Origin of the sequence: Phaeobacter sp. QD34_24, from assembly GCF_028890115.1 — a bacterium.
Lineage (GTDB): Bacteria > Pseudomonadota > Alphaproteobacteria > Rhodobacterales > Rhodobacteraceae > Phycobacter.
In genome coordinates this window covers 108,516-131,079 of record NZ_JARCJD010000009.1, presented here as the reverse complement: position 1 = coordinate 131,079, position 22,564 = coordinate 108,516, and the positions used below count along the sequence as shown (strand labels likewise).

Annotated in this window: 4 protein-coding genes; all 4 read right to left on the bottom strand. The window is 67.6% G+C overall.

Annotation, left to right across the window (positions count from 1 at the left end; genetic code table 11):
* Positions 1 to 62 precede the first annotated feature (62 nt).
* Genes PXK07_RS09405 through PXK07_RS09390 form a run of 4 tightly spaced genes read right to left on the bottom strand, consistent with a single transcriptional unit; the run spans position 63 to position 22,547 of the window.
* Positions 63 to 7,739 (bottom strand): non-ribosomal peptide synthetase, encoded by a 7,677-nt coding sequence (locus PXK07_RS09405; RefSeq protein WP_274847967.1) that lies wholly within the window; start codon positions 7,737 to 7,739, stop codon positions 63 to 65.
* The gene (locus PXK07_RS09400; protein WP_274847966.1) at positions 7,736 to 10,474 is read right to left on the bottom strand and encodes a non-ribosomal peptide synthetase; all 2,739 of its coding nucleotides are present in this window, start codon (positions 10,472 to 10,474) and stop codon (positions 7,736 to 7,738) included. Before PXK07_RS09400 ends, PXK07_RS09405 begins: the two co-directional genes overlap by 4 nt.
* Positions 10,471 to 12,069, bottom strand: coding sequence for a radical SAM protein (locus PXK07_RS09395; protein ID WP_274847965.1), 1,599 nt, complete (start codon positions 12,067 to 12,069; stop codon positions 10,471 to 10,473). Before PXK07_RS09395 ends, PXK07_RS09400 begins: the two co-directional genes overlap by 4 nt.
* Positions 12,066 to 22,547, bottom strand: coding sequence for a non-ribosomal peptide synthetase (locus tag PXK07_RS09390; protein WP_274847964.1), 10,482 nt, complete (start codon positions 22,545 to 22,547; stop codon positions 12,066 to 12,068). The genes PXK07_RS09395 and PXK07_RS09390 overlap by 4 nt, the downstream gene beginning before the upstream one ends.
* Positions 22,548 to 22,564: the final 17 nt, after the last annotated feature.

Below are 22,564 nucleotides of genomic sequence, written 5' to 3'. Positions count from 1 at the left end.
ATTTGCGAAATCAGCCTGGGCGGGCGTTTTCCGTCTGATTTCTCGTTTCCTTTACGCCCCCTTCAGACACGGCGGACCTCGCTCATGGTCTCCTGCAGCGCTTCGGCCAGGGGGCGGATCCCCGCTTCATCGCGCCAATCGGCGTCGTATTTGATATGGCAGGCGTATCCCGCGCCCTGCGGGGTCAGGATCACCACCAGCCGACAGGTGGTCACCGGCGCCACCTCCCAGATCCGGCTTCCCGGCAGAAAGGGCGTCGCCTGCAATGTGCCAGAGGAAATCGGAGCGGCTGCATCCTGATAAAGCAGCATCACCTCAAACGGCGGCCCCTGCGACAGATCCAGCCCCGCCAGGACATCCTCGAAAGGCAATGCCCCTTCCGCCAGGGCCTCCAGCACCGCCTGCTGGGCGCGCGGCAACAGATCTGCGGCGCGCTGGCCCGCGTCAAGCGCGAGGCGCAGGACAACGGTATTGGCCAGCAGGCCGATGGTGCCCATGGCCTCGGGCCGGTCGCGACCGGACACCATGGTGCCAATGCGGATATCGCGACTGCCGAACACCCGATGCAGGGCCAGGGCCAGCGCTGTCAGGGCACGGGCGAAGGGCGTGCTCTGCCCGGGCTGCGATGGCCTTGGCAGATCTGTGATATGCCAGGGCAAAACCGCCATCCGGCGCGGCGCGGCGGGCTCGGCCTCTGGCGTGCCCAGTTGCACGTAACGCGGCCCGGCCAGGCGCCCTTGCCAGAACGACAGGCTCTTCTTTGCCGCCGGGCCTTGCCGCCAGGCCGCCAGGGCGCGCGCCGCATCGATCATCTGCCATCCGGGCGGAGACAGGCGTTCGCCGCGATAAAGCGCCCAGAGGTCCGACGCCAGGATGCCCACCGATATGCCATCCGACACCGCATGGTGCAGCACCAGGACCAGAATGTGGTCCTCCGGCCCCAACCGCAACAGCCGGACCCGCATCATCCGCCCCGCCCCCAGATCAAAGCCGGTCTCCACCTCCTGCCGGATCGCCACAAGCGTGTGCTTCTGCCAATCCTGCGCGGGAATCTCTTCGATGGGAAGCGGCACCTCTGTCAGCGGTAGAACCTGTTGCAGAAGCTGCCCCTCACGCCGCAGGAACCGGCTCCGCAGGGCGCTGTGGCGCGCCACCAGAGCGGTCAGGGCAGCCTGCAACCGCGCCGGGTCAAGCGCGCCACTGAGCCGCATACCCCCGGCCATATTGGCAAAAGCCGTCTCACCCAGCGCCTCTTGCACCGCGACAAAACTCTCCTGACCCGGGGTCGCCGGTGCCTCTTCGCCGCCCCGAGGCGCCTCTGGCCGGGCGGCGGGCAGGCAGGTCTCGGCCGCGCGCCACAGGGCAGAGGCTTCCAAAAGCGCCCGCAGGGGCAGCGCCAGACCATGGCGCAGCCGCAGCCGCGCCACCACCTCTGCCGCCGCCAGCGAATGGCCGCCAAGATCCAGAAAACCCGCATCCCGCCCCGGCGGCGGGTCGAGTTTCAGCACCTCGCCGCAGATCTGGCACAGGGCGGTCTCCTGCCGGGTGCGGGGTGGCTCGGACCCTGTGGCCTGCTCCGCCACCTGCATCTGCGCCAGCGCCTGTTCGTCGATCTTGCCCGCCGCCGTCACAGGCAGGGCATCGAGCCACAAAAAGCCCTGCGGCAGTACCGAGCGGGACACCCGCGCCCGCAGCGCCGCCCGTATCTCACTGTCCGTCCTCCGCGCGCCGGTGAGATAGGCCATCAGGCGCCCGCCGGTCAGCATCACATGCGCACCGGTCACCCCGGGCAGCGCCAGAAGCGCTGCCTCCAGCTGTCCCGGCTCCAGCCGGATGCCACGCAGTTTGATCTGGCGATCTCCCCGGCCAAGCCAGACCAGCGCGCCTGCCGCATCGCGCCTGGCAAGATCGCCGCTACAATAGAGCCGCGCGCCGGGAACCCCGGAAAAGGGATCCGGGCGAAACGCCTTGGCCGTCCTGCGCGGCGCACCCAGGTAGCCATCGGCCAACATCCCGCCACCCACATGCAGAACACCGGCAACGCCAAGCGGCACCGGTTCATCCGCGGCATCCAGCAGATACACCGCAGCCCCCGGCGTCGGATACCCGACCGGCAGCGGCCCATCCCCCGGCTCGACCGGCATGTTGCAGGCATCGATCGTGGTTTCGGTCAGCCCGTAGCAATTGAACAGGCGCCCCTTGGGCCAGACCTGCAACAAGCGGTTCGCCAAATCGCGGGTGACCGCCTCTCCCCCGATCAGCAGCAGCCGCAGGGGCGCCTCAGCCACCCCCGGCACCTCGGCCAGCCGTGCGGCCCGTGAGGGAGGCAGATCCAGCACGCTGCAGCGCTGCTGCACCAGGATATGGGCCAGGGCCGCCATATCGCTGAGCGCCTCCAGGGGCGGCACCACCAGCGCCGCACCGGCCGTCAGCGTATCCAGCACCTGCGACACGAAGGGATCAAAGGCCGCAGCCGTGGTCAGGCAATGGCGATCCGTGCGACGCAGGGCCAGCCACTCCGCCCCGGCTTGCAGCCGCAGCTCCAGGGCCCGGCGCGATACCTGCACCGCTTTTGGACGTCCAGTGGAACCCGAGGTGAACAAAACATAGGCAGGGGCGGCCTCTGCTGCGCTGCGAGGGGGGATCGGGTCGGCTGCCCGCGCCGCGTCAAGGCCAAGCACGGGGATGCCAGCCATAGGCGGGCGATCGCCCTGCACCAGGACCAGGCTGGCACCGGCCAGCGACAGCCGCTCCTGGCGCAGGGCCGGTGGATCGCCCGGGTCCAGCGGCATGAACCCCGCCCCCGCCGCCAGCACGCCCAAGAGCGCCGTGACTAGGTCGCGCCCATGCGGCAGATCCAACGCCACGATATCGCCCGCGCCGATACCGCGCGAAACCAGCGCCCCGGCCACGGCACGGGCCTCTCGTGCGAGCCTTCCGGCCGCGATGCTCTGCCCCTCGTCAATCAGGGCCGGGGCCTCCGGGTGAAGCGCCGCGTGCTCGAAGAACCGCAACAGACGCGGCACCTGCGCGCGCGGCGCGCGCCCCCTGACCGAGGCGCCACGGATCAGGTCCCGTTCCCGGCGGTCGAGACAGGCCTCAAGATCCAGCCCGGCTGCGGGATCCCGCACCACCGCCAGCAGCACCCGGCGCAAGACGCGCGCAAACCGGGCAATATCGCGAGCCCCATAGCGCGCCGGATCCGCCTCGATCAGCAGCCGCAGATGACCGCGCGCCACATCCACGGTGAAATTGGTGCCAAAGGGGTAATGGGTGTATTCCACCTCCTCTACCGCCTCAAGCGCCAGATCGCCCCCGGCAATGCGCGCCCGCGTGGTGCGGAAATCGGTGAAGTTGAAGGTGCTGGGGAACAGTTCCGCGCCCCCCGCCTGCCGTTGGATTTCGGAGCCGGGGAAAAACCGATGCTCCATGAGCCTGCACTCGGCCTGCCAGACATCCTGCGCCAGGGCGGCGAAACTGCGGCGCGCCCGCTGCCAGGACACACAGAGGGGCAAGGTGTTGACGAAAAGCCCCAGAACCGCGTCAGACCCCGGTCCCGGCGGGCGTACGCCGACCGTCAGCCCGGTGCGCACCACCTTGGCCCCGGTCAGATATCCCACCGCCACCACATGCGCCGCCAGCAGCAGGCTTTTGAGCGGCAGATCCAGCTGGTCGCCCGCCGCCCGAAGCCCGGCCAGCAGATCGGGCGGCAAGGGAATTTCGCGCATCCGCTCGCCCGCGCCTGCCGGACCAAAGAGGCTTGGCAGCGGGCGCGCATCGCCTTGCGCCAGTTGCGCCTGCCAAAAGGCAGCCGCCTCAGGGTCGGCAAGGGCCGCCCGTTCGCGCGCCACGTAATCTGCAAACCGGGTCGCGGGTGGCGGCGCAAGCGCGGGCAGCTGCCCGGCAAGATAGGCCCGATAGCGCTCCAGCAGCTCGCCCAGGAAGAGGTTGACGCTCCAACCGTCCAACAGGGCATGGTGATGGGTGAAGGTGATCCAGAAGCGATCCACCTGCAAAAGATGCGCCGTAATACGCCAGGGCGGCTCCCTCTCGATGTCAAAGCGGCGCCCGCGTTCGGCGTTCAGGAACTGTGACACCTGCCGCTGCTGCTCGTCGGCGGAAAGGCCGCGCAGATCCACAGAGGCAAAGGGGATATCGATCCGTGCCTGCACCTCCTGTTGCGGCGGGTCGCTAGCCAGATCGAACAGGCTGCGCAGAATGGCGTGGCGCGCGGTCACATCCGCCAGGGCCCGCTGCAAGGCCACGGGATCGGCGGCCAGTTGCAGCCCGTACCCCAGGACACAGTGGTAGACCGGCTCTTCGGGGGTGATCTGCATGTGATAGTGCATCCCCCGCTGTAGCAGCGTCATGGGATAGCGCACCGGAGCCTCGCGGGAGGTTTCTGCCTCGGGCCGCTCTTTGCCCTGCCCGACCGCCGCGTGCCCCTCCAACGCCTGGGCCAGGGCCGCAACGCTGCGCATCCGGTAAAGCGTACCGGGATCGACCGGCAGCCCCGCTGCCGTCAAATGCCCGGCCAGTGTCACCACCTGCATGGAATCGCCACCCAGAACGAAGAAATCCGCGTTGCGGTCCGGCACTGCCCGCCCCAGCACCTTTTCGAAATGCCCGGCGATGCGGCGCTCCAGCGCAGAGGCGAACCCTTCTGCCTCGGGACGGGGCTGCGGCTCCGGTGGCAGAGGCCGCACCGCCAGGGCATCCAGGTCGACCTTGCCGTTGCCGGTCAGCGGCAGCGCTTGGAGGGCCAGGATGCGGGCGGGGATCATATAGACGGGCAACCGCGCAGAAAGCGCCGCACGAAGCTGCGCTTCGTCAATTGCGCCGCCCGCGGGCACCACCCAAGCCCAAAGGGCGCCTGCCTGCCCGTCCTGCTGCACGGCGGCAACCGCCTGGGCGACACCGGGATGATCTTCAAGGGCGGCTTCAACCTCTCCCAACTCGATCCGAAAGCCACGCAGCTTGATCTGGCGGTCGTTGCGCCCCAAGTGATCGAAATCCCCACCCAGGCGCGCCCGCCCAAGGTCACCAGACCGATAAAGACGGGCGCCGGGCTGGCAGGGATCGCAAATGAACCGCTCCGCCGTCAAAGAAGGTCGCCCCAGGTAGCCCCGCGCCACGCCGGACCCGCCAACCACCAGTTCGCCCACGACCCATGCCGGCAGCGCATGCCCCCGGGCATCGCAGATACGCAGCGACACCCCCGGCAGCGGTGCGCCGATCCCACCCGAAAGATCCTCTGCGGTGAGACGGCGCCAGGTCACATGCACCGTGGTTTCGGTGATCCCGTACATGTTCACCAGCTGGGGGCGGTCCAGGCCAAATCGCGCAATCCAGGCGCGCAGATGATCGGGCACCAGCGCCTCTCCGCCAAAGATCACCAGGCGCAGCGCCCCCAGCCGGTCCGCCTGATCGATGGCCGCAGGTTGCAGCATGCGAAAGGCCGAGGGGGTCAGGTTCAGCACGGTGACCCGCTCTGTCGCCAACAGGGCCACGAACCGCTCGGGCGCGCGGCTGACCTCGTAAGGCACCACGACCAGCCGCCCCCCGGTCAGGAGCGCGCCGAATATCTCCCAGACCGAAAAGTCGAACGCACTGGAGTGAAACAACGTCCAGACGTCCTTTTCGGCAAACCTGAACCCTTCGGCCGTGGCCGCGATCAGCGCCGCGACATTGCCGTGACTGATTGCAACCGGCTTGGGCAGCCCCGTCGATCCGGAGGTGAAGATGAGATAGGCCAGATCGCCCGGCCCTGCAGGGCACCGCTGGCCATCCTCCTGAGCCCCACGCAGGGTCTCGGGCGTGATGCTGGCGCAGGGGAGATCCGCGCCAGCCGGGGCAATGGCCAGCCTGACAGCGGCCTGCGCCAGCATCCGCGACAGGCGCTCCTGCGGGGGCGCATCGCCAAGCGGCAGATAGCAGCCCCCCACCTCCAGCACCGCAAGAAGCGCCGCCACCATATCGACCGAGCGCGGCAGGGCGATGGCGACGACATCGCCGCGTCCCACCCCGGCGCGGCGCAGCCCTGCAGCCATGGCGCGCACCTGGTCTAACAACTCTGCATAGCTGAGGCGCTGCGCGCCGTCGCTGATCGCGGTGGCATCCGGCAGCCTTGCGGCCATCGCCTGGAACTGGGCAGGCAGGCTCTGCCGGGGCAGGTCAGGCCCCGGTGGGGCGGCAACGCGCGGTGCAAGTCCGGGAAAGCGCAGATCGGCAACCGCACGGTCCGGATGCTCCAGGGCGTCCGTCAGCAAGGCTTCCAGCAGATCCAGGATATGCCCTGCCCCCTCGCGGTCGAACAGAGCGCTGCGATACTCCAACGCAAGGCACAGCCTGTCGCCATCGCGGCGCAGGAACAGCGTCAGGTCATATTTCGCACCGGCGGGCGCAATCTCCACCATCTCCAGCGGTTCGCCATCCAAAAGGCGCGGTCTGGGCGTGTCGCCCGCATCGGTGCAGGCCACGTTGAACAGCGGCGAATAGCCTTGCGGCGTGTCGCGGCCAAACCGCTCTACCAGCCGTTCAAAAGGCAGCCGCGCATGGGTGATCCCCCCGGCCAAAGCATCACGCAGGGCATCACTCAGCCCGAAAAAACTCTGCCCCAAGCACCCGCGCACCGGCAGCGGCATCATGTTGAGATACAGCCCCACCGCGCGCTCCAGCCCGCTATCGAAGCGATCCGCCATCGGCACGCCGATGCAGAAATCCTGCTGCCCGCTCATCCGGGCCAATAGCGCCGCCCAGGCGGCCAGAACCACGGTATAGATCCCCATGCCGCGCGCCCGGGCATGGGATCGCAATGCGTCGGCAAGATCGGGGGCAAGCGGGCGCTGTTCGGTGGCGCCCGCAAAATTCCGCGCCACGGGACGGGGCCCAGCCAGGGACAGATCCAGCGGCGGCGGCAGCGGGGTAAGCTGCTGCGCCCAATAGGTTTCGGCATGGGCGGCGTCGGGGCTCTTGAGCCAGGCGCGCTGCCAGCGGGCAAAACCTGTCGGCGACACCGGGGATTGTGCCTCAGGTGCCTTGGCCCCCTCCAAAGCCTGCGTGAACTCGGACAGCAGCACATCCAGCGAGACGCCATCCACCGCGATATGATGCAAGACGATCACCAAGAACCGCTTGCCCTTCTGCAGCGGGCCAAGCGCCGCCCTCCAGGGCGCGTCCTGCGCCAGATCGAAGGGGCGCTGCGCGATCTGGCGCGCCTCGTCTTCATCTTGCAAGCGGAGCAGCGGCACGTCGCAATCCGGATCGCTCACTTGGTACAGGACGCCATCGCTTTGGCGAAACCGGGTCCGCAGCGTGGCATGCCGTGCTGCAACCGTGCTCAGCTCCGCGCGGATCCGGCCCGGGTCGAACCGCGCTGGCAGGCGCAATCCGGCGGTGATGTGAAAGGCCGCACCCGCCTCAAACAGGCGCTCACTGACCCAGATCCGCTCCTGTGCCAGGCTCGCGGGTGCCAGATTGTCAGGTGCCAGATTGTCGGGTGCCTGGTTGGCCGATGCCTGGCCTTCCGCGCTTTCATCCGGCGGCCATCGGCAGGCTCTGAGCCGCTCCAGAACCGCCCCCCGGGACGCCAGCAGCCGCGCCTTGAGCCCCGCATCCAGCCCCCCCGGCGGCGCGGAATAGGCCAATGCCCCCCCGTCCAGCCGCAAATGAATATCCCGCGCGGCCAGATCCCGAAACAGCTCTGCCAGAGGGTCTGAGGCAGGGGCGGCGATATTCACAAGACGCCCTCCTCTCGTGGCACCCCCTGCGACAGCCCCACTGCTGCGACCAGACCCGCTGGTGTCGGGTGATCAAAAAAGTCGCGCACCAGCAGGTCGGGGAACCCGGATTTGCGCAACGCGGCCACCATGCGGATCGCCAGCAGCGAATGACCGCCCAGTTCAAAGAAGTTGTCCGAAGGCCCCACCGCGACACCGCCCAGAAGATCGGAGAAGATCGCGATGACCTCCGCCACCTTGGGATCCAGATCACCCGGCACCTCTGCCGGGGCGGCAGGCTCCGGGAAGGCCAGCGCGGCAATGGCCCTGCGGTCCACTTTGCCACTGGCTCCTAGCGGCAACTGCTCGACGGGCAGGATCGGAGCCGGGATCAGGGCCTCGGGCAGACGCTCGGCCAGGTGCCGCTGCAGGGCGCGGGGGCGCAGCGGCTGATCCAGCACGACGCAGGCGGCTAGGCTTTGTCGGTCGGGCGCAGGAACCACTGCGGCAGCCCTGACAGCTGCGTGCTGTTCCAAGGCCTGCTCCACCTCGGCCGGGTGCAGCCGATGGCCGCGGATCTTCACCTCGTCATCGCGGCGCCCCAGATAGTGAAGCACCCCGTCCAGATCCAGCCGCACCAGGTCGCCGGTGCGATACATGCGCTCGCCCGGCATCTCAGAAAAGGGGTTTGGCACAAAGGCGCAGGCCGTGTCGCCCGGGCGGGCATGGTAGCCCTCTGCCAGCATGGGCCCCGCGATGAACAGCTCTCCGGCCTTGCCCTGCGGAACCGGGCAGACCCTGTCATCCAGCACATAAAGCCGCGCCCCTGCGATGGGGCGGCCAATCGGGATGAGGTCAGGCAGCGGGGCGGCGGCAGGAACCTCATGGGCAACGCAACCGACCGTGGCCTCGGTCGGGCCGTATTCGTTCACGATCCGTGCGACCCCAAGCCAGGGGCGCAGCTGTTCCGCGCGCAAGGCTTCGCCGCCCAGGATCAGGCAGCCCAGCCGCGGGCCTTCCCCCTCTGATGACGGCACCGCCGCCAGGAGCGACGGGGTCAGCTTGACCAATCCAAGATCCCCCGCCCCTGTCAGGGCATCGACCAGGGCGGCACCCGGCGGATCGGGCGGCAGAAAGCGCAGCGCCTTGCCCTGTAACAATGGTACGAAGAGTGACGTCAGCCCCATGTCCGCTTCGGTGCGGGCATGAACCGGACTGGATGCCTCAGTGGACAGGCGGTAGGCAGAGCGGGCCCAGTGCAGGTAGTGATCAAAGGCCCCATGGGAGATGCACACGCCCTTGGGCCTGCCGGTGGAGCCGGAGGTGAAGATCACATAGGCCAGATCGGCGGAGTGCGGGCTGGGGGCATCGGTCGGTCTCTCGGCCCGGGCGGTCAGTGGAATCATAGCGATCCCCGCGATAATGCCCTCCCCGCTGCCATCTGAAACCAGCAGTGAAATTCCGACATCTTCGGCCATCATCTGACGGCGACGCGCGGGCAGATCGGGCGGCAACGGCACGAAGGCGGCGCCGGACCGCAGGATCGCCAATACCGCACACAGCCAGTCGCGCCCCATTCCCAAGGCGACCCCGACGCGCGCGCCCGGCCCGGCACCCGCGCGGATCAACGCCCCGGCAAGACCATCTGCCTGAACCAGAAGCGCGGCCAGGCTTTCCGTCTGCGGTCCGGAGATCGCAAGGGCATCCGGCGCTGCTGCGGCCAATGCCGAAAGCCTGTCGAACAGCGGCTGGAATTGCTCTTCAAGCGGCGGCCCATCCAGATGGCGGCGCTGCCAAGCAAACTCGCTGCTACCAAGCACCGGCCGCAGATCCGGCGCCTGCTGCGCGGTAATCCAGGTCTGCAGCCGCTCCAGCATCCAGGCGGCCTGCTGATCCTGCAGCCGTTCGGGATCAAACAGCAGCCGCATGTGAAGGCGCGCTTCGGCTTCGAACAGCTCCAGATCACAGCCCGTCGCCAGCGCCGGAGCCGAGGCCTCCAGCACCTCGATCCCCGGCACCGCCTGCAACCGGTGCCACAGAAGCCCAGCCGTGCCCGGCGAGGCTCCGGATTCTGGCGGCACATAGGTGGATTGATGCGCCCGTGTAAGCGCCAGCGCCTCTGCCGCCGCAGCCGAACGGGCAGCGGCGCTTTGCCCCGGTTTGGGCACCCAAGATAGCGGCAGCGGCAGCGCAAAAGGACCGATGGCCCCCGCAAGCCCCGGATCGTCGCGCGGATCACAGAGCACGGCAAGATCCGGCGCTGCGTCAAAGGAGCGATCCAGGACCGCGCGCCAGGCGCTCAGCACTTCGGCCTCGCCGGGGGTATTCGACAGGGCCAGAACCGGGGTTGCGCGCAGCACCTTTGGTGGCGCGACCAAGCGATCCTGCAAGACCGCCTGCCAATGGCGCTGCCCCTCCTCAGCCCTGCCATCGCCCAAAAGGCTCTGCTGCCACGCCAGATAATCCTCGTGCGATGGCACCTCGGCAGGCCAGGCTGTCTGGCCCTCACAGGCGGCCTTAAGGAGCAACAGCAATGAAGCCGGATCGGCGCGTGCGGCCGGTGCTTCAAGGGAGACCCGCACCCCGCGTGCCTCCGCCTGCAGATCCACACGCAGATCCGCCCCAAAATCTGCCAATCCCCTTATCGTCTGGCAGAGCCTCTCGGGCGATATGGCCTTGGCGACCCGCGCCTTCAGGCAGGAGGGCGCAGCCCCGCGCGCTGCAAACCAGGAGTGAAGCCGGTCAGACTGCATCATGCAAGAACCTCCGAAGTGTGCAGCCGCAGGTCCGCCAGGGCATCGCGATGGGCCCTTTGCGCCGCCGCCTGGCTTTGCATCTGGAACTGCTGGCGATGAAGCGCATTTGCGCGCCGCATGAACCCTTTGAGATCGCCAAAGGACATGCCGCGCCCGCGCAGATAGGGGATCGACCAGAAATCGAAGGACCATTGCGGCAGCCACAGCGCGCTGCGCTCCTCCATAAACGCCTCCTCGATGAGATCCAGCGCCGTCGCGCTGTCCATGGTGGCATGGCGCCAGGCAAAACCGCCGCCAGTGATGCCGTAGCGCTCGCGCTGTGCCTCGATCGGGGCGCCGGGTTCAGAATACCAGGGCTGGATGCGATAGTAATCCGGCGCGGTTTCATCCAGGAAGGCCAGGGTTTCGGCAACCGTCTCCTCGGTCTCTCCGGGGAAGCCCAGGATGAAGGAGGCAAAGGTCAGCACGCCCGCCTGTTTCAGCGCCTTGATCCCACGCCGGTAGTGTTTGGTTCTGGCTGACTTGTTCATCGCCTTCAGGATCGCCGGGCTGCCGGATTCAATGCCCAGGAAGACGCCACCGCAGCCTGCCTCCACCATCAGCGCGATGGCTTCCTCGTCCAGGTTGGAGCAGCGCAGGTACGAGTACCACTCGAACCCCCAATCCCGCTTGATCATCGCCCGGCACAGCGCCTTGAACCGTGGCAAGGGCACGTTGAAGGTATCGTCGATGAACACCAGCTGCCGCACGCCCAGCGCCGCCAAAGCCTGCAACTCTTCGATCACCCTCTCAACGCTGGTCAGGGCCAGAGCCCCTGCGCGAATGGGATAGCTGCAAAAGGAGCAGTTGAAGGCGCAGCTGCGGGCGGTGCGGGTCTGCACCACCGGGCCCAGCCGGGCGGGCGCAAACCGCCGCCAGTCGATGACCCGCTGATCCATCGGGTTTTCCTCTGGCGCGATCAGGGTTCTGCTGCCATCGGCAAAGATCAGATTGGGCACCTGGTAGAGATCGCCCGCCTCCGCCAGGGTCCGGGTCAGGCGGCACAGGGTGCTCTCTCCCTCTGGATCGGCCACATAGATGTCGGCACCCAGATCGCCCAGCGCCACGGCCAGCTCTTCGGGCGTTTGGCTGTTGCGCAGATGATTGGTCACCAGGGGACCGCCCAAGACGATCCGCGCATCCGAGCGGGCGCGGATGAAGGCGACAATCTCATGCACCGGAGCATTGGTCACATAGAAGGTGGTGGTGATCGCCACGCAGCGCACACCCTGCGCAAGCTGCATGGCAAGGCGATCCTTCTCATCCTGGAAGAGGTTGATCCAATCGGCACTGAGCCCTGAGTTTTGCAGCATGTTGACGAGGTAAACCGCCGCCAGGTTCGGAATTGCGCCACAGCGCATCGGCGGGCTGCCCGCCGGGCGAAACTGATCAAGCAGATCCATATAGGAGCGCGCGCCGCCTTCCCCCTCGATCACCGAGAGCGCAAGATCCCTATAGGCCGGGCTGGTCTTGCCCATCCGCGCCAGCGCCGCGGCATGGGTGGCGGTGGCGGGCTCGTTATAGCCGATCACCAGGCAATCGAGCGGCGCCGTCATGGGGCACCCGCCAGGGATTTTCCCTCCACGGGATCGCTCAGCGCGACCAGGATCCTGCGCTGTCCCGTGTAGGGCCTGCGCCCATGGGCCGCCAGAAGGTTGTCCACCACGGCCATATCACCCTGCTGCCAGGCGATGGGGGTTTCTGCCTCGGCGCACAGGCGGGCGATCAGCTGCGCATCCGCATCCGAAATCTCACCGCCACCGCCGAACCAGCATGTGCGCGGCAGGGCCTCTGGCGCAAAGACGCTGCGCAGGGCCGCTGTGGTTTCCGGATCGTGGCAGGCGGGATGCCAGATCGGCACCTGCCCCACCCATGTCATCTCATTCGTCACCGGATGACGGGCCACGGCCGGGCGCCAGGCCTCGGTCACCGGTACATCCCCCTGCCAGCTGAGTTCGGCTTCCTCTTTGGCGCAGGCGCGGGCGAGTTCGGCAGGATCCGTCGTGCCATAGACCTGCTGCCAGCTTTTCTCCAGCCCCGGTTGATAGACCCGGCGATAGCGGATGCCTTCACGGGCAAAGCGATCACGCAGATCCACGTGCAGGGCCTGATAGATCCGCCGCCCGTCCAGCACCGTGGTTTCCCCACCGGTTTCGGCCGGGGTGAGGCAGGCAAACATGATCCTGCCCGGCCAGATCCGGTTGAAGGTATTCTCGTTATGCGCCCTCAGCGGCACATCCGCAGGGTATCGCACCGGTGTCTGCACCACATCCGAGGCCGCCACCGGTTCGTGTTCGCCATTCTCGTGGATCATCTCGCGCGACAGGCTGGCGGCGGCGGCCTCGAACTCGGCGGCATCCGTGATCCCCGCCCCGCGCAGCAACACCGCGCCCGCGCGATAGAGGTGGCGATCGATCTCTTCCCGGTTTTCCCGCAGCCAATGAGCCAGCTTGGCACCTCGCACCGGCGGGATCAGCACCTCGGGGCAAGCGCCACGCCCCGGATCGGCTGGGCGTCGAAACGCGAGGCGCATCGGAGATTTCGAGGCATTGCCTTTTGCGGGCTCTGCAGGTGGCAGGATCTGGCCGATATCCCATTGCTCGCCCTGCTCCAGAACCCCACACAATGCCGCCTTGAGGCAATCGCGCCAGCTTTCGACCCGCGCCCTGTCAAACAGATGCGCCCGATAGGTGAGCCAGATCTTCAACCCCCCGCCGATCTCGGCCAGTTCCACCATGAGATCGGTTTCGACACGCGGCTCTGCGCCATAATGCGGGCGCAGCTCCAGCTCTGCGGCCCGCAAGGCCTCTGGCCGTGTGCCACGGTCGATGATCTTCAACTGGAAGACCGGCATTCGTCCGTTTTGGCGCGGCGCCTTCACCGCGCGCACCACCTCCTGAAAGGGTACATCCTGATCCTCGAAAGCCGCAAGCGCCGCCGCCCGGCTGCGCGCCAACAGGGCGGCAAGGTCAGGCTCCCCCGACAGATCCAGACGGATCGGCAGCTGGTTGACCAGGAAGCCCACGGCACTGTCGCTGCCCGGCCCGTCGCGCCCCGCCGTGTCGGTGCCGAAAACCATGTCCTTGCGCCCGGCAATGCGCCCCATGACGGCCGCCACCACGCCGGAAATCGCCATGAACCGCGTCACGCCGTGATTCCGACACAGCTCATCCAGGCGCGCGACCTGCTCGGGCTGCAGCCAGAAGCCGGTATTGCCTGCGCTCCTGTCCGGGTGGTCATGACCCTCCCGGTCGCCGGGCAGATCCAGAAACGGCGGCAGCCCCTGCAAGCGCCGCACCACCCGACCCGGATGCCGATGCAGCGGCGCTGCGGTGATCCAGCGGGCCGTATCCACCGGCTCCAGGCGCTCTCCACCATAAGCCCGGGCCAGATCCTGCAGAAGGATATCCATCGAGGCGCCATCGGCGATGATATGGTGCAAGGCGATCACCAGGGCCGCCTCTTCGGCGCCCTTGCGCAGAAGCCGCGCCCGCAACAGCGGACCGGTCTTCAGATCAAAGGGGCGCCCGGCTTCCTGCCCTGCCGCCATATCGAGTGTCGCGTCGCTCAGATCGGCGACCTCTTCGATGTCCAATGAGACGGCAAACCGATCTCCGATGCGCTGACGCGGGCCGTCGGGTGTGTCGTGAAAGGTCAGGCGCAACGCCGGATGGGCCGCCAGCACCGCTTGCAGCGCCCCCTGCAAGCGGTCCAGGTCCAAGGGCCCGTGCAGGCGCAGAGGGGAGACGATGGTGTAGATCCCCGTTTCCCGCTCCCCCTCCAGTTGCTGCAGCATCCAAAGCCGCTCTTGTGCGGGTGTCAAAGGCAGCTCGCCCTGCGGCAGGGGCTTGCCGCCATCGGCCATGATCGGCCCTCCGGTCTCGATCGCAATGGCCAGCGCCCTGAGGTTGGGGCTGCGATAAAATCCCGCCAGCGGCAGATCCACGGCAAAGCGCCTGCGCGCCAGGGCGATCAGCTGCATCGCCTGCAGCGAGGTGCCGCCAATGGCAAAGAAGTCCGCCGTCACCGGCACCTTGGCAATCGCAAGGACATCGCGCGCAAGTTCCGCCAATTGGCGCTCTGTCTCGGTCGCGGGAGCGCCATCGGCAGTTGCCAGAACCTCAGGCTGCCAGTCCGGCAGAGCGGCCCGGTCCAGCTTGCCATTGGCGGTACGCGGCAAGGCGGGCAGCGTCATCACCCCGGCGGGCACCATATGGCGAGGCAGATGCTGGGCGGCCTCGGCCAGCAGGCGCGCCTCGGCCCTGGGCGGCGGATCGCGCAGCACTGCATAGGCCACCAGACGCGCGCCCCGCAGCATCACAACGCAGTCGCGCACGAAGGGCAGCCTGCGCAGACAGGTCTCGATCTCTCCGGGTTCGATCCGCTGTCCGGCCAGTTTGATCTGGTGATCGGCGCGGCCCAGGTAGACCAGCTCTGCCGCCGCGTTCAGCCGGACGATATCGCCGGTATCATACATGCGGGCGCCCGGGGTTCGGGCAAAGGGATCGGGGCGGAAGGCCATGGCCGTCTTGCCCTGCGCCGCCACATAGCCCCGCCCCACACCGACACCGCCCACCCAGAGACGCCCCGCCGCCCCCTTTGGCACGGGCATCAGACGGGCATCCAGCACATAGAGCCGGGTATTCAGGATAGTCTTGCCAATGGGCACCGAACGCCCCGGCGCAAGGGAGCGATCGATCACATGATGGGTCACATCATCGGAACATTCGGTCGGCCCATAGGCGTTCATCAACGGTATCGCGGGATATCGCTGACGCCAGGCCTGGGCCGCATCCGCCGAAAGCGCCTCTCCGGTGACCAGCATCCAGCGCAATGCGGGCAGCGGCGTGACCGCGCCAACCTCCTGCACATCGTTCATCGCCCGCAGCAGGCCCGGCACCGTCTCGGCCACGGTCACATGGGCGCGTGCAAGCCCTGCCAGCAAGCCCGAAGGATCCACGGCGGTTTCCTCGTCAAAGACATGGATGCTCCCCCCCACCAGGAGGGCCGAGAGGAACTGCCAGATGCTGACGTCAAAGCTTTGCGGAGCGGTTTCCGCCACCCGGTCCCTTGCCGTCAGATCCAGATCCACCACCTTGGCCCAAAGATGGTTCAACATGCCATGATGCGTGACCATGGCCCCCTTGGGGCGCCCGGTAGAGCCGGAGGTATAGATCACATAGGCCAGCGTATCGGACCTGAGCGTCACAGGCTGTAACGCCGGGCCGATACCATGACGCAGGGCATCGACCTCCAGCAGGTCCCGCCCCGCCCCCAGCGCAGGATCGGGCATGGTCCCGCAGGTCAGCACCACCTTGGCCCCGGTTTCCTCCAGCATTTCCGCCAGGCGCGAGGGCGCATCACCCGGATCCAGCGGCATATAGGCCGCCCCGGCGCGCAGGATCCCCAAGAGCGCCACCAGCATCGCCACCGAGCGCCGCCCATGCACGCCGACGACATCCTCGGGGCCAATCCCCCGCGCCTGCAGCGCCGCCGCGATGCGGTCCGCCTGTGCCAGCAGGTCGCCATAGCTGAGCCACTCCTCCCCATCAGCTGCGGCGCGGGCCTGCGGATGTCTTCGCGCCATATCCTCAAACAGCGCCGGGAAAAGCCGGCCTTCTCCCGGCAGGGCCCGATCCGCTCCGGTCAGGACATGCGCCTGCTGCTGCCCCGCCGCCGCCCCTTGGGCGGGCAGATCCGCAACGGCGCGCTCGGGTGTCTCCAAGAGCCCTTGGAGCAGGGCAAGGAAGGCATCCGCGAAGGAGCGCACGGTTGCGGCATCAAAACGGGCAGCGCTGTAGCGGAAACACGCGTTGAACCCCTGCGCCTGCGGCTCCATATCCAACAGAAGATCATAGGGCGCATGAACCGGGGGCAGCTCTTCCAGCACCATGCGCAGACCGCCGCCCAGATCACGCGGCCCCATTGGCTGGTTCTGCATCACGAAGAAGCAATTGAGCCCCGCCTGGGCGGGATCCGCCTGCTCGCCCGTCTCGGCGGCCACCAGCGCATCGAAGGGCAGATCCGAGACCCGCTGCAGGTCCAGCCAATCGCGTTTGAGCCGCGCCAACAGAGCATAGCCATCCGGATTTCCGGAGAAATCGGCAGGCACCGGCAGCACGTTGATCAGCAGGCCGATCAACTGCTCCATGCCCGGACGCGCGCGCCCCGCGATCAGCGTCCCCACATCGAACCGCTGTGCTCCGGTGATACGCGCCAGCAGCATCTGAAAGGCGGCCAGGAGGATCAGGAAAGGTGTCACGCCGCTGCGCCCGGCCAGATCCTGCAACTGCGCGTTCAGCGCCTGCGGGATCTCGAACCGATATTGCCCCGCGACCCGCGCGCCGGGGCCGGGATCGGGGGCATCATAGGGCAGGTCCAGCGGCGTCAGACCGGTTCCGAAACGCGCCTTGCGGGCCTTTAAGGAACGATCCAAGGCCTCGGGCGTCCAGTGATGGTCGCACCAGGCGGCATAATCGACGAAATCATAGGCCAGCTTTGCTGGCGCATCCCCCTGGCCGATGCGGGCGCGATAGTGGGCGGAAATATCCTCCAGGAAGGTGGCAATGGACCAGCCATCAAAGACGATGTGATGCACCGCAACCACCAGGGCCGGCTCCGCATTCGCCTGCGTCAGGGTCAAGCGCAGCACGGGCGCCGCCGCCAGGTCAAAACCGGTCTCGGCCTCGCGCGCGGCAATGCGTGCGGCAGGTTCATCGCTGTCGCGCACCTCGGGCCACGGCCCCTCTGCCATCCGGGGCTGACCATCAGAAGAACTCTCTACCCGCATGCGCAGCACCCGGTGGCGGGCCATCACATCGCCCAGCGCGCCGCGCAAAGCCTCTTTGTCCAATTCACCCTTGAACCGCAGCATCCCGGTCATGCTGTAGGACCGATCCTGCGGGTTCAGCTGATGCAGGAACCACATGCGCCGCTGGGCTGCCGTGAGCGGCACCGGGCAAGCCTGCCGCGCCGGGGGCCAATCCGTTTGCAGGCTCCCGATACCGCGCCCTGCCTCGACCAGCCGCAACGCCAGATCGCTGAGCCGGGGGGTGTCAAACACATCCCGCAGGCTGAGCCGCATGCCAAGCTGAGCGCGGATATCAGCGATCATCTGGATCGCCATCAGGGAATGCCCGCCCAGATCGAAGAAACTATCGTGACGCCCGATTTCTTTATGTCCAAGCCGGGTCTGCCAGATCGCGGCAAGGCTGCGCTCCGCCTCGCTCACCGGGGGCTCCACGGTGTCTTGCGCACGCGCCGTCGGGGCTGGCAGCGCCTTGCGATCGATCTTGCCGCTCATGTTGAAAGGCAGCGCCGACATCGGCACCCAAAGGTCCGGGACCATGAAGCCCGGAAGATGATTGCCCAAGGCTCGGCGCAGCTCTGCCCCCGTCAGATCCGCTGGCGCATACAAGGCCACCAAGGCAGGTCGCGCACCCTCATGCAGGCCCACCGCCGCATGGCGCACGCCGGGCAAGGCGCGCAGGGCCGCCTCGACCTCGCCAATCTCGACCCGGAAGCCGCGGATCTGGACCTGGGAATCGCGCCGCCCAAGGTAATCGAGGCTGCCATCGGCACGCCGCCGCGCCAGATCGCCGGTGCGATAGAGCCGCGCGCCGGGTGTGGCCGAGAAGGGATCGGGGCGAAAGGCCTCGGCGGTGCGCAAGGGGTCTGCCAGATAGCCCAGCCCGACGCCGCGCCCGCCAATCCACAATTCCCCCGTCATACCAGGGGGCAAGGGATGTTCGCGCCGGTCCAGCACATAGCAGGCGAGGTTGCGCAAGGGGCGCCCGATGGATACCGTCACCGCATCCGCAGGCGGCGGGGTATCATAAAGCGCCACGCTGGTGTCATCGGAACATTCCGCCGGACCAAAGGCATTGATTAGCCGCGCATGGGGAGCTGCCGCCATCCAGCGCCGCGCCAGGCTCGGGGCCAGCGCCTCGCCGCAGGACGACACCCAGCGCAGACTTCGGGGCGGCGGCGGCGCGCCGGGGCGTTCCAGTTCGACCGCCAGCATCTCCAGTACCGCGGGCACCACCTGCAGCATCGTGACCCCACGCGCCTCCAGCGCGGCCAGGAATTCGGCGGGCTGTTCGATCAGCGCATCCTCGAAGACCTCGACCCGCCCCCCCACGGTTGCCATGACCAGGAATTGCCAGACCGAGATATCAGAGGCCACCGAGGCGGTCTGCGCCATCACATCCGAAGCGTCGAACTGCAGCAGATCGACCATGGCCTCCAGGTGATTGCCGTTGCCCTCGGCATGGACAACGGCGCCCTTGGGCAACCCGGTGGAGCCGGAGGTGAAGATCACATAAGACGGATCCTGCGCCCTGAGCGACGAGGGCGGATCGGCAGGCGCATCCTCCGGCGGCGTATCGGGCAAAGGCAGGACCACGGCGGCCTTTTCGCCGCGCTCAGGTTCCGGCATGGGATCGGGCAATGCCGTTTCCCCATCGGTCAGCACCACCGCAGGGCGGGCCTGTTTCAGGATACCGCTCAGCCGCGCCGCGGGATCGCGTGGGCTGAGCGGCATGTAGCAGGCGCCCGTCTTGGCAATCGCCAGCATCGCCCCAAGGTAAGGCGCGCCGCGTGCCGCGCGCAGGGCCACGATGCGCCCCGGACCGGCGCCCAGCTCCGCCAGGGTTTCGGCCAGGGCATTGGCATAGCGGTTTAGCGCCCCATAGCTCCAGACCTGTGCGCTGTCGCGGATCGCGATGGCCTCGGGATCTTTCTGCACACGATCTTCGAAACGTAGACGGAAATCCACGGCACAGCCCGTTTCCGCACCCAGTGCCGCACGGCGCCAGGCCTGTTCCTCGTCGGCGCGCATCAGGGGCAGATCCGCCGCCAGGCGGTTCGCGTCACGGGCAATGCCGCGCAACAGCGCCTCGAAGGCGCGCGCAAAGCCCGTGACGGTCTCCGGATCGAACAGGGCGCAGTCATATTGAATGGCCCCCAAAAGGGCTCCGTCCTGGCCCGAGGCCATGGTGCAACTTAGATCAAACTGTGTGGCCCCCGTTTCCACCGCCATGGTGCGCGCCTGCAGGGGCCCAAGCGACAGCGCTCTTCCCTCGGCCAAGCCAGAGGTCGCCAGGGCCGCCTCTCCCGGGAGGCCTGAACCATTGTAATTGAACACGCTTTGAAACAGGCCGCTGTGACCATCGCCGCGGTCCGGGGCCACGGCGGCGGCGATATCGGCCAGTGGCAGCGCCGCGTGCTCCAGAAGCCGCTCGATCCGGCAAGTGGTCTCGGCCAGGTATTCCGTGAAGGGCTGGGTCAGAGCCGAGCGGTCCCGCAGCACGCCGAGGTTGACCAGATAGCCCACCACATCCGCCTCAAACCCATGGCGGCGATTGGCGCATGGCACGCCGACAAGCACCTCATCCTGATCCGTGGCCCGGCGCAGGAACAGCGCCCAGGCGCACAGCAGCAGGTTGTGCAGCGTGGTGCCTGCCTCTGCCGCCACCCCGCCCAGCGCCTGGCCAACCTCTGGCGGCAGCCCGAATGGCAGCCGCGCGCCCCGGAAGGCCGGGCGCGCGGGGCGCAAACGGTCATGGCCCAGACCAAGATGCGGCAGGTCACCGGCCAGTTCGTTCCGGTACCAGTCCAGCGCCCGTTGCGCCTCGGGGCCCGCGCACCAGGCGGCTGCGGCCCGCAAATGGTCCTGATATCCCGCCCGCAGCGGCGGCAGCGCCTTGCCGTTCAGCAGCAGGGACAGCTCTTTCACCAGCAGGGCCAGGGACCACAGATCGCAGACCGCGTGATGCACCGAGATGAGCAGCACATGCTCTTCTGTGCCCAAGTGAAACAGATCGGCCCGCAACAGCCGGTCCTGGCCCAGATCGAAAGGGACCCGGGCACGTCGATCGAGGGCCGCCTGAAGCTCTGCCGCTGTCCAGCCCGTTGCCTCGTGCACAGCGAAATCGCATCCGCACCCCTGCGGCTGCAGGCGGGGCTGCACGCCTGCATCGGTCAATTCCAGATTGACGCGCAGTTGTTCGTGCCGATCCACCAGCGTTTCGATCGCCGTGCGCAGATCCTCGGGCGCCAATAAACCGTCCAGCCGCAGGGCCTCGGCAATCGTATAGGCGGCATTTGGCGAGGTCAGATCCTGAAACAGCCACAGCGCCTTTTGATTGGATGACAGCCGGGGGGCTGCCCCGTCCTGCGGGATCGCTGTCGCGGGGGCTGCGCCCTCCAGACGCTCTGCCAGCGTGTTGATATCCGCAGCCCCCAGGGCGGCCTCCAATCCCAATCGCAACCCCAGAACCGCCTCGATCTCATGCAGCAGCCGCACCGCCGACAGCGACTCCATCCCCAGATCCGCAAAGCTATGATCCGGGCGGACAGCCCCTGGCGCCAGGCCGCACCAGATCGCCAGTGCGCCGCACAGACGGTCCACCAGCGGCGCCGCGCCCGTCAGGGTCTCTGTCAGATCCCCCTGGGCCAGGGCGCTTTGGGCACGCAGCTTGAAACCGCCTGCCTCGTATCGTTCCACGGCCTCGGCCCGCCGGGGTTTGCCGCTGGTGGTGCGTGGCAGGCTGGCGTTCTGCAGCCAGAGGATTTCATCCAAGGTGAGGCCAAAGCGATCAAGCACCGCCGAGCGCAGCCGCGTGGGCATGTCTGGCGGCGGCATGTCAGCGGTTTCGATCAAGGCCACCAACTGCCTGTCCGCCCCGTCCCCGGGCGCAATCACCATCACCTGCTGCCGCGCCAGATCAGGGTCGACCTCCGCCAGGGCAGCCTCGACCTCTCCCAATAGAACATTGCGGCCGCGCAGCTGGATCATGTCGTCCCGTCGCCCCAGCACAAACAGCCGATCGCCAAGGAACGCACCAAGATCACCGGTGGCAAACCGCCCCTCGGCAAACCCCGGCTCTGTCTGCCCCCAATATCCTCCGGCAAGGCTGCCCTTGGAGAGTTCGATCTCCCCCACCCGACCGGCTGGCAAAACGGCGCCGCTGTCGGGATCAAGAATGCGGATCTCGCTGCCAAGGCCCGGGGTGCCGGAGGAGACGAGCTCCTGCCCCTCGGCCGCAAGCTGCAGGATCCCCTGCTCCAGCGCGGTGGGATCAACAGTGATCTGATGCGCCCCCTGCCCGGCCCGCTCGGCTGCAACCAATAGCGTGGCCTCGGCCATGCCATAGCTGGGCAGGAAAGCCTCTGCGTGAAATCCCACCGGGGCGAAGCGCTCGGCAAAGCGGCTCAGGGTTTCCGGTCTGATCGGCTCTGCCCCGTTGAAGGCCGCGCGCCAGCTGGACAGGTCCAACCCGGCCAGCTCTGCCTCTCCGATATTGCGCCAGGCCAGGTCATAGCCGAAATCCGGCGCCCCACTGACGGTACCGCCATAGCGGGAAATGGCCTCCAACCACGCCGCAGGACGCCTGAGGAAGGTCTCTGGCGGCATCAGCACCGCGCGCCCACCGCTGAACAGCACCTGCAGCACGCTGCCCATCAACCCCATGTCATGAAACAGCGGCAGCCAGGACACGATGGTGTCCCGATCTGTCATGGCGAACCGTTCGGTGATGGCGGCGGCATTGCGGGCGATGTCGCCATGGCGGATGCGCACCCCCTTGGGCCTGCCGGTGGAGCCAGAGGTGTATTGCAGGAAGGCCAGATCCTCTGCGCGGGAGTCAGCCCATTGATAGGCGGGCGCGGAGACCGGGGAAATCCGCGTCAACCCGGCGGCGGCAACCAGACCTGCGGTTACACGACCGATCAGCCCGGTGGCCGCGCAATCCTCGGCGATGGCGCGCAAACGCGCCCGGCGGATCGCGGCCGGGACCGGCACCGCGATCGCGCCTGCCTGCAGGCAGCCCAGGAAGCCTGCCACGAACTCGGGCCCGGTTGCCGCCATCAGGATCACCCGCGCGCCACGATAGGGGGCCAGGGCTGCGGCATATCCCGCCACGGCCGCCAGCAGCCCCGCCCGGCTGAAGGTCTGGCTCAGGCTGCCATCCGCCCCCAGGAACAGGAAGGCATCTTGATCGGGCGCTTCGGATAGAAACCGTGTCAGCGACAAGCATGCCACATCCTGCT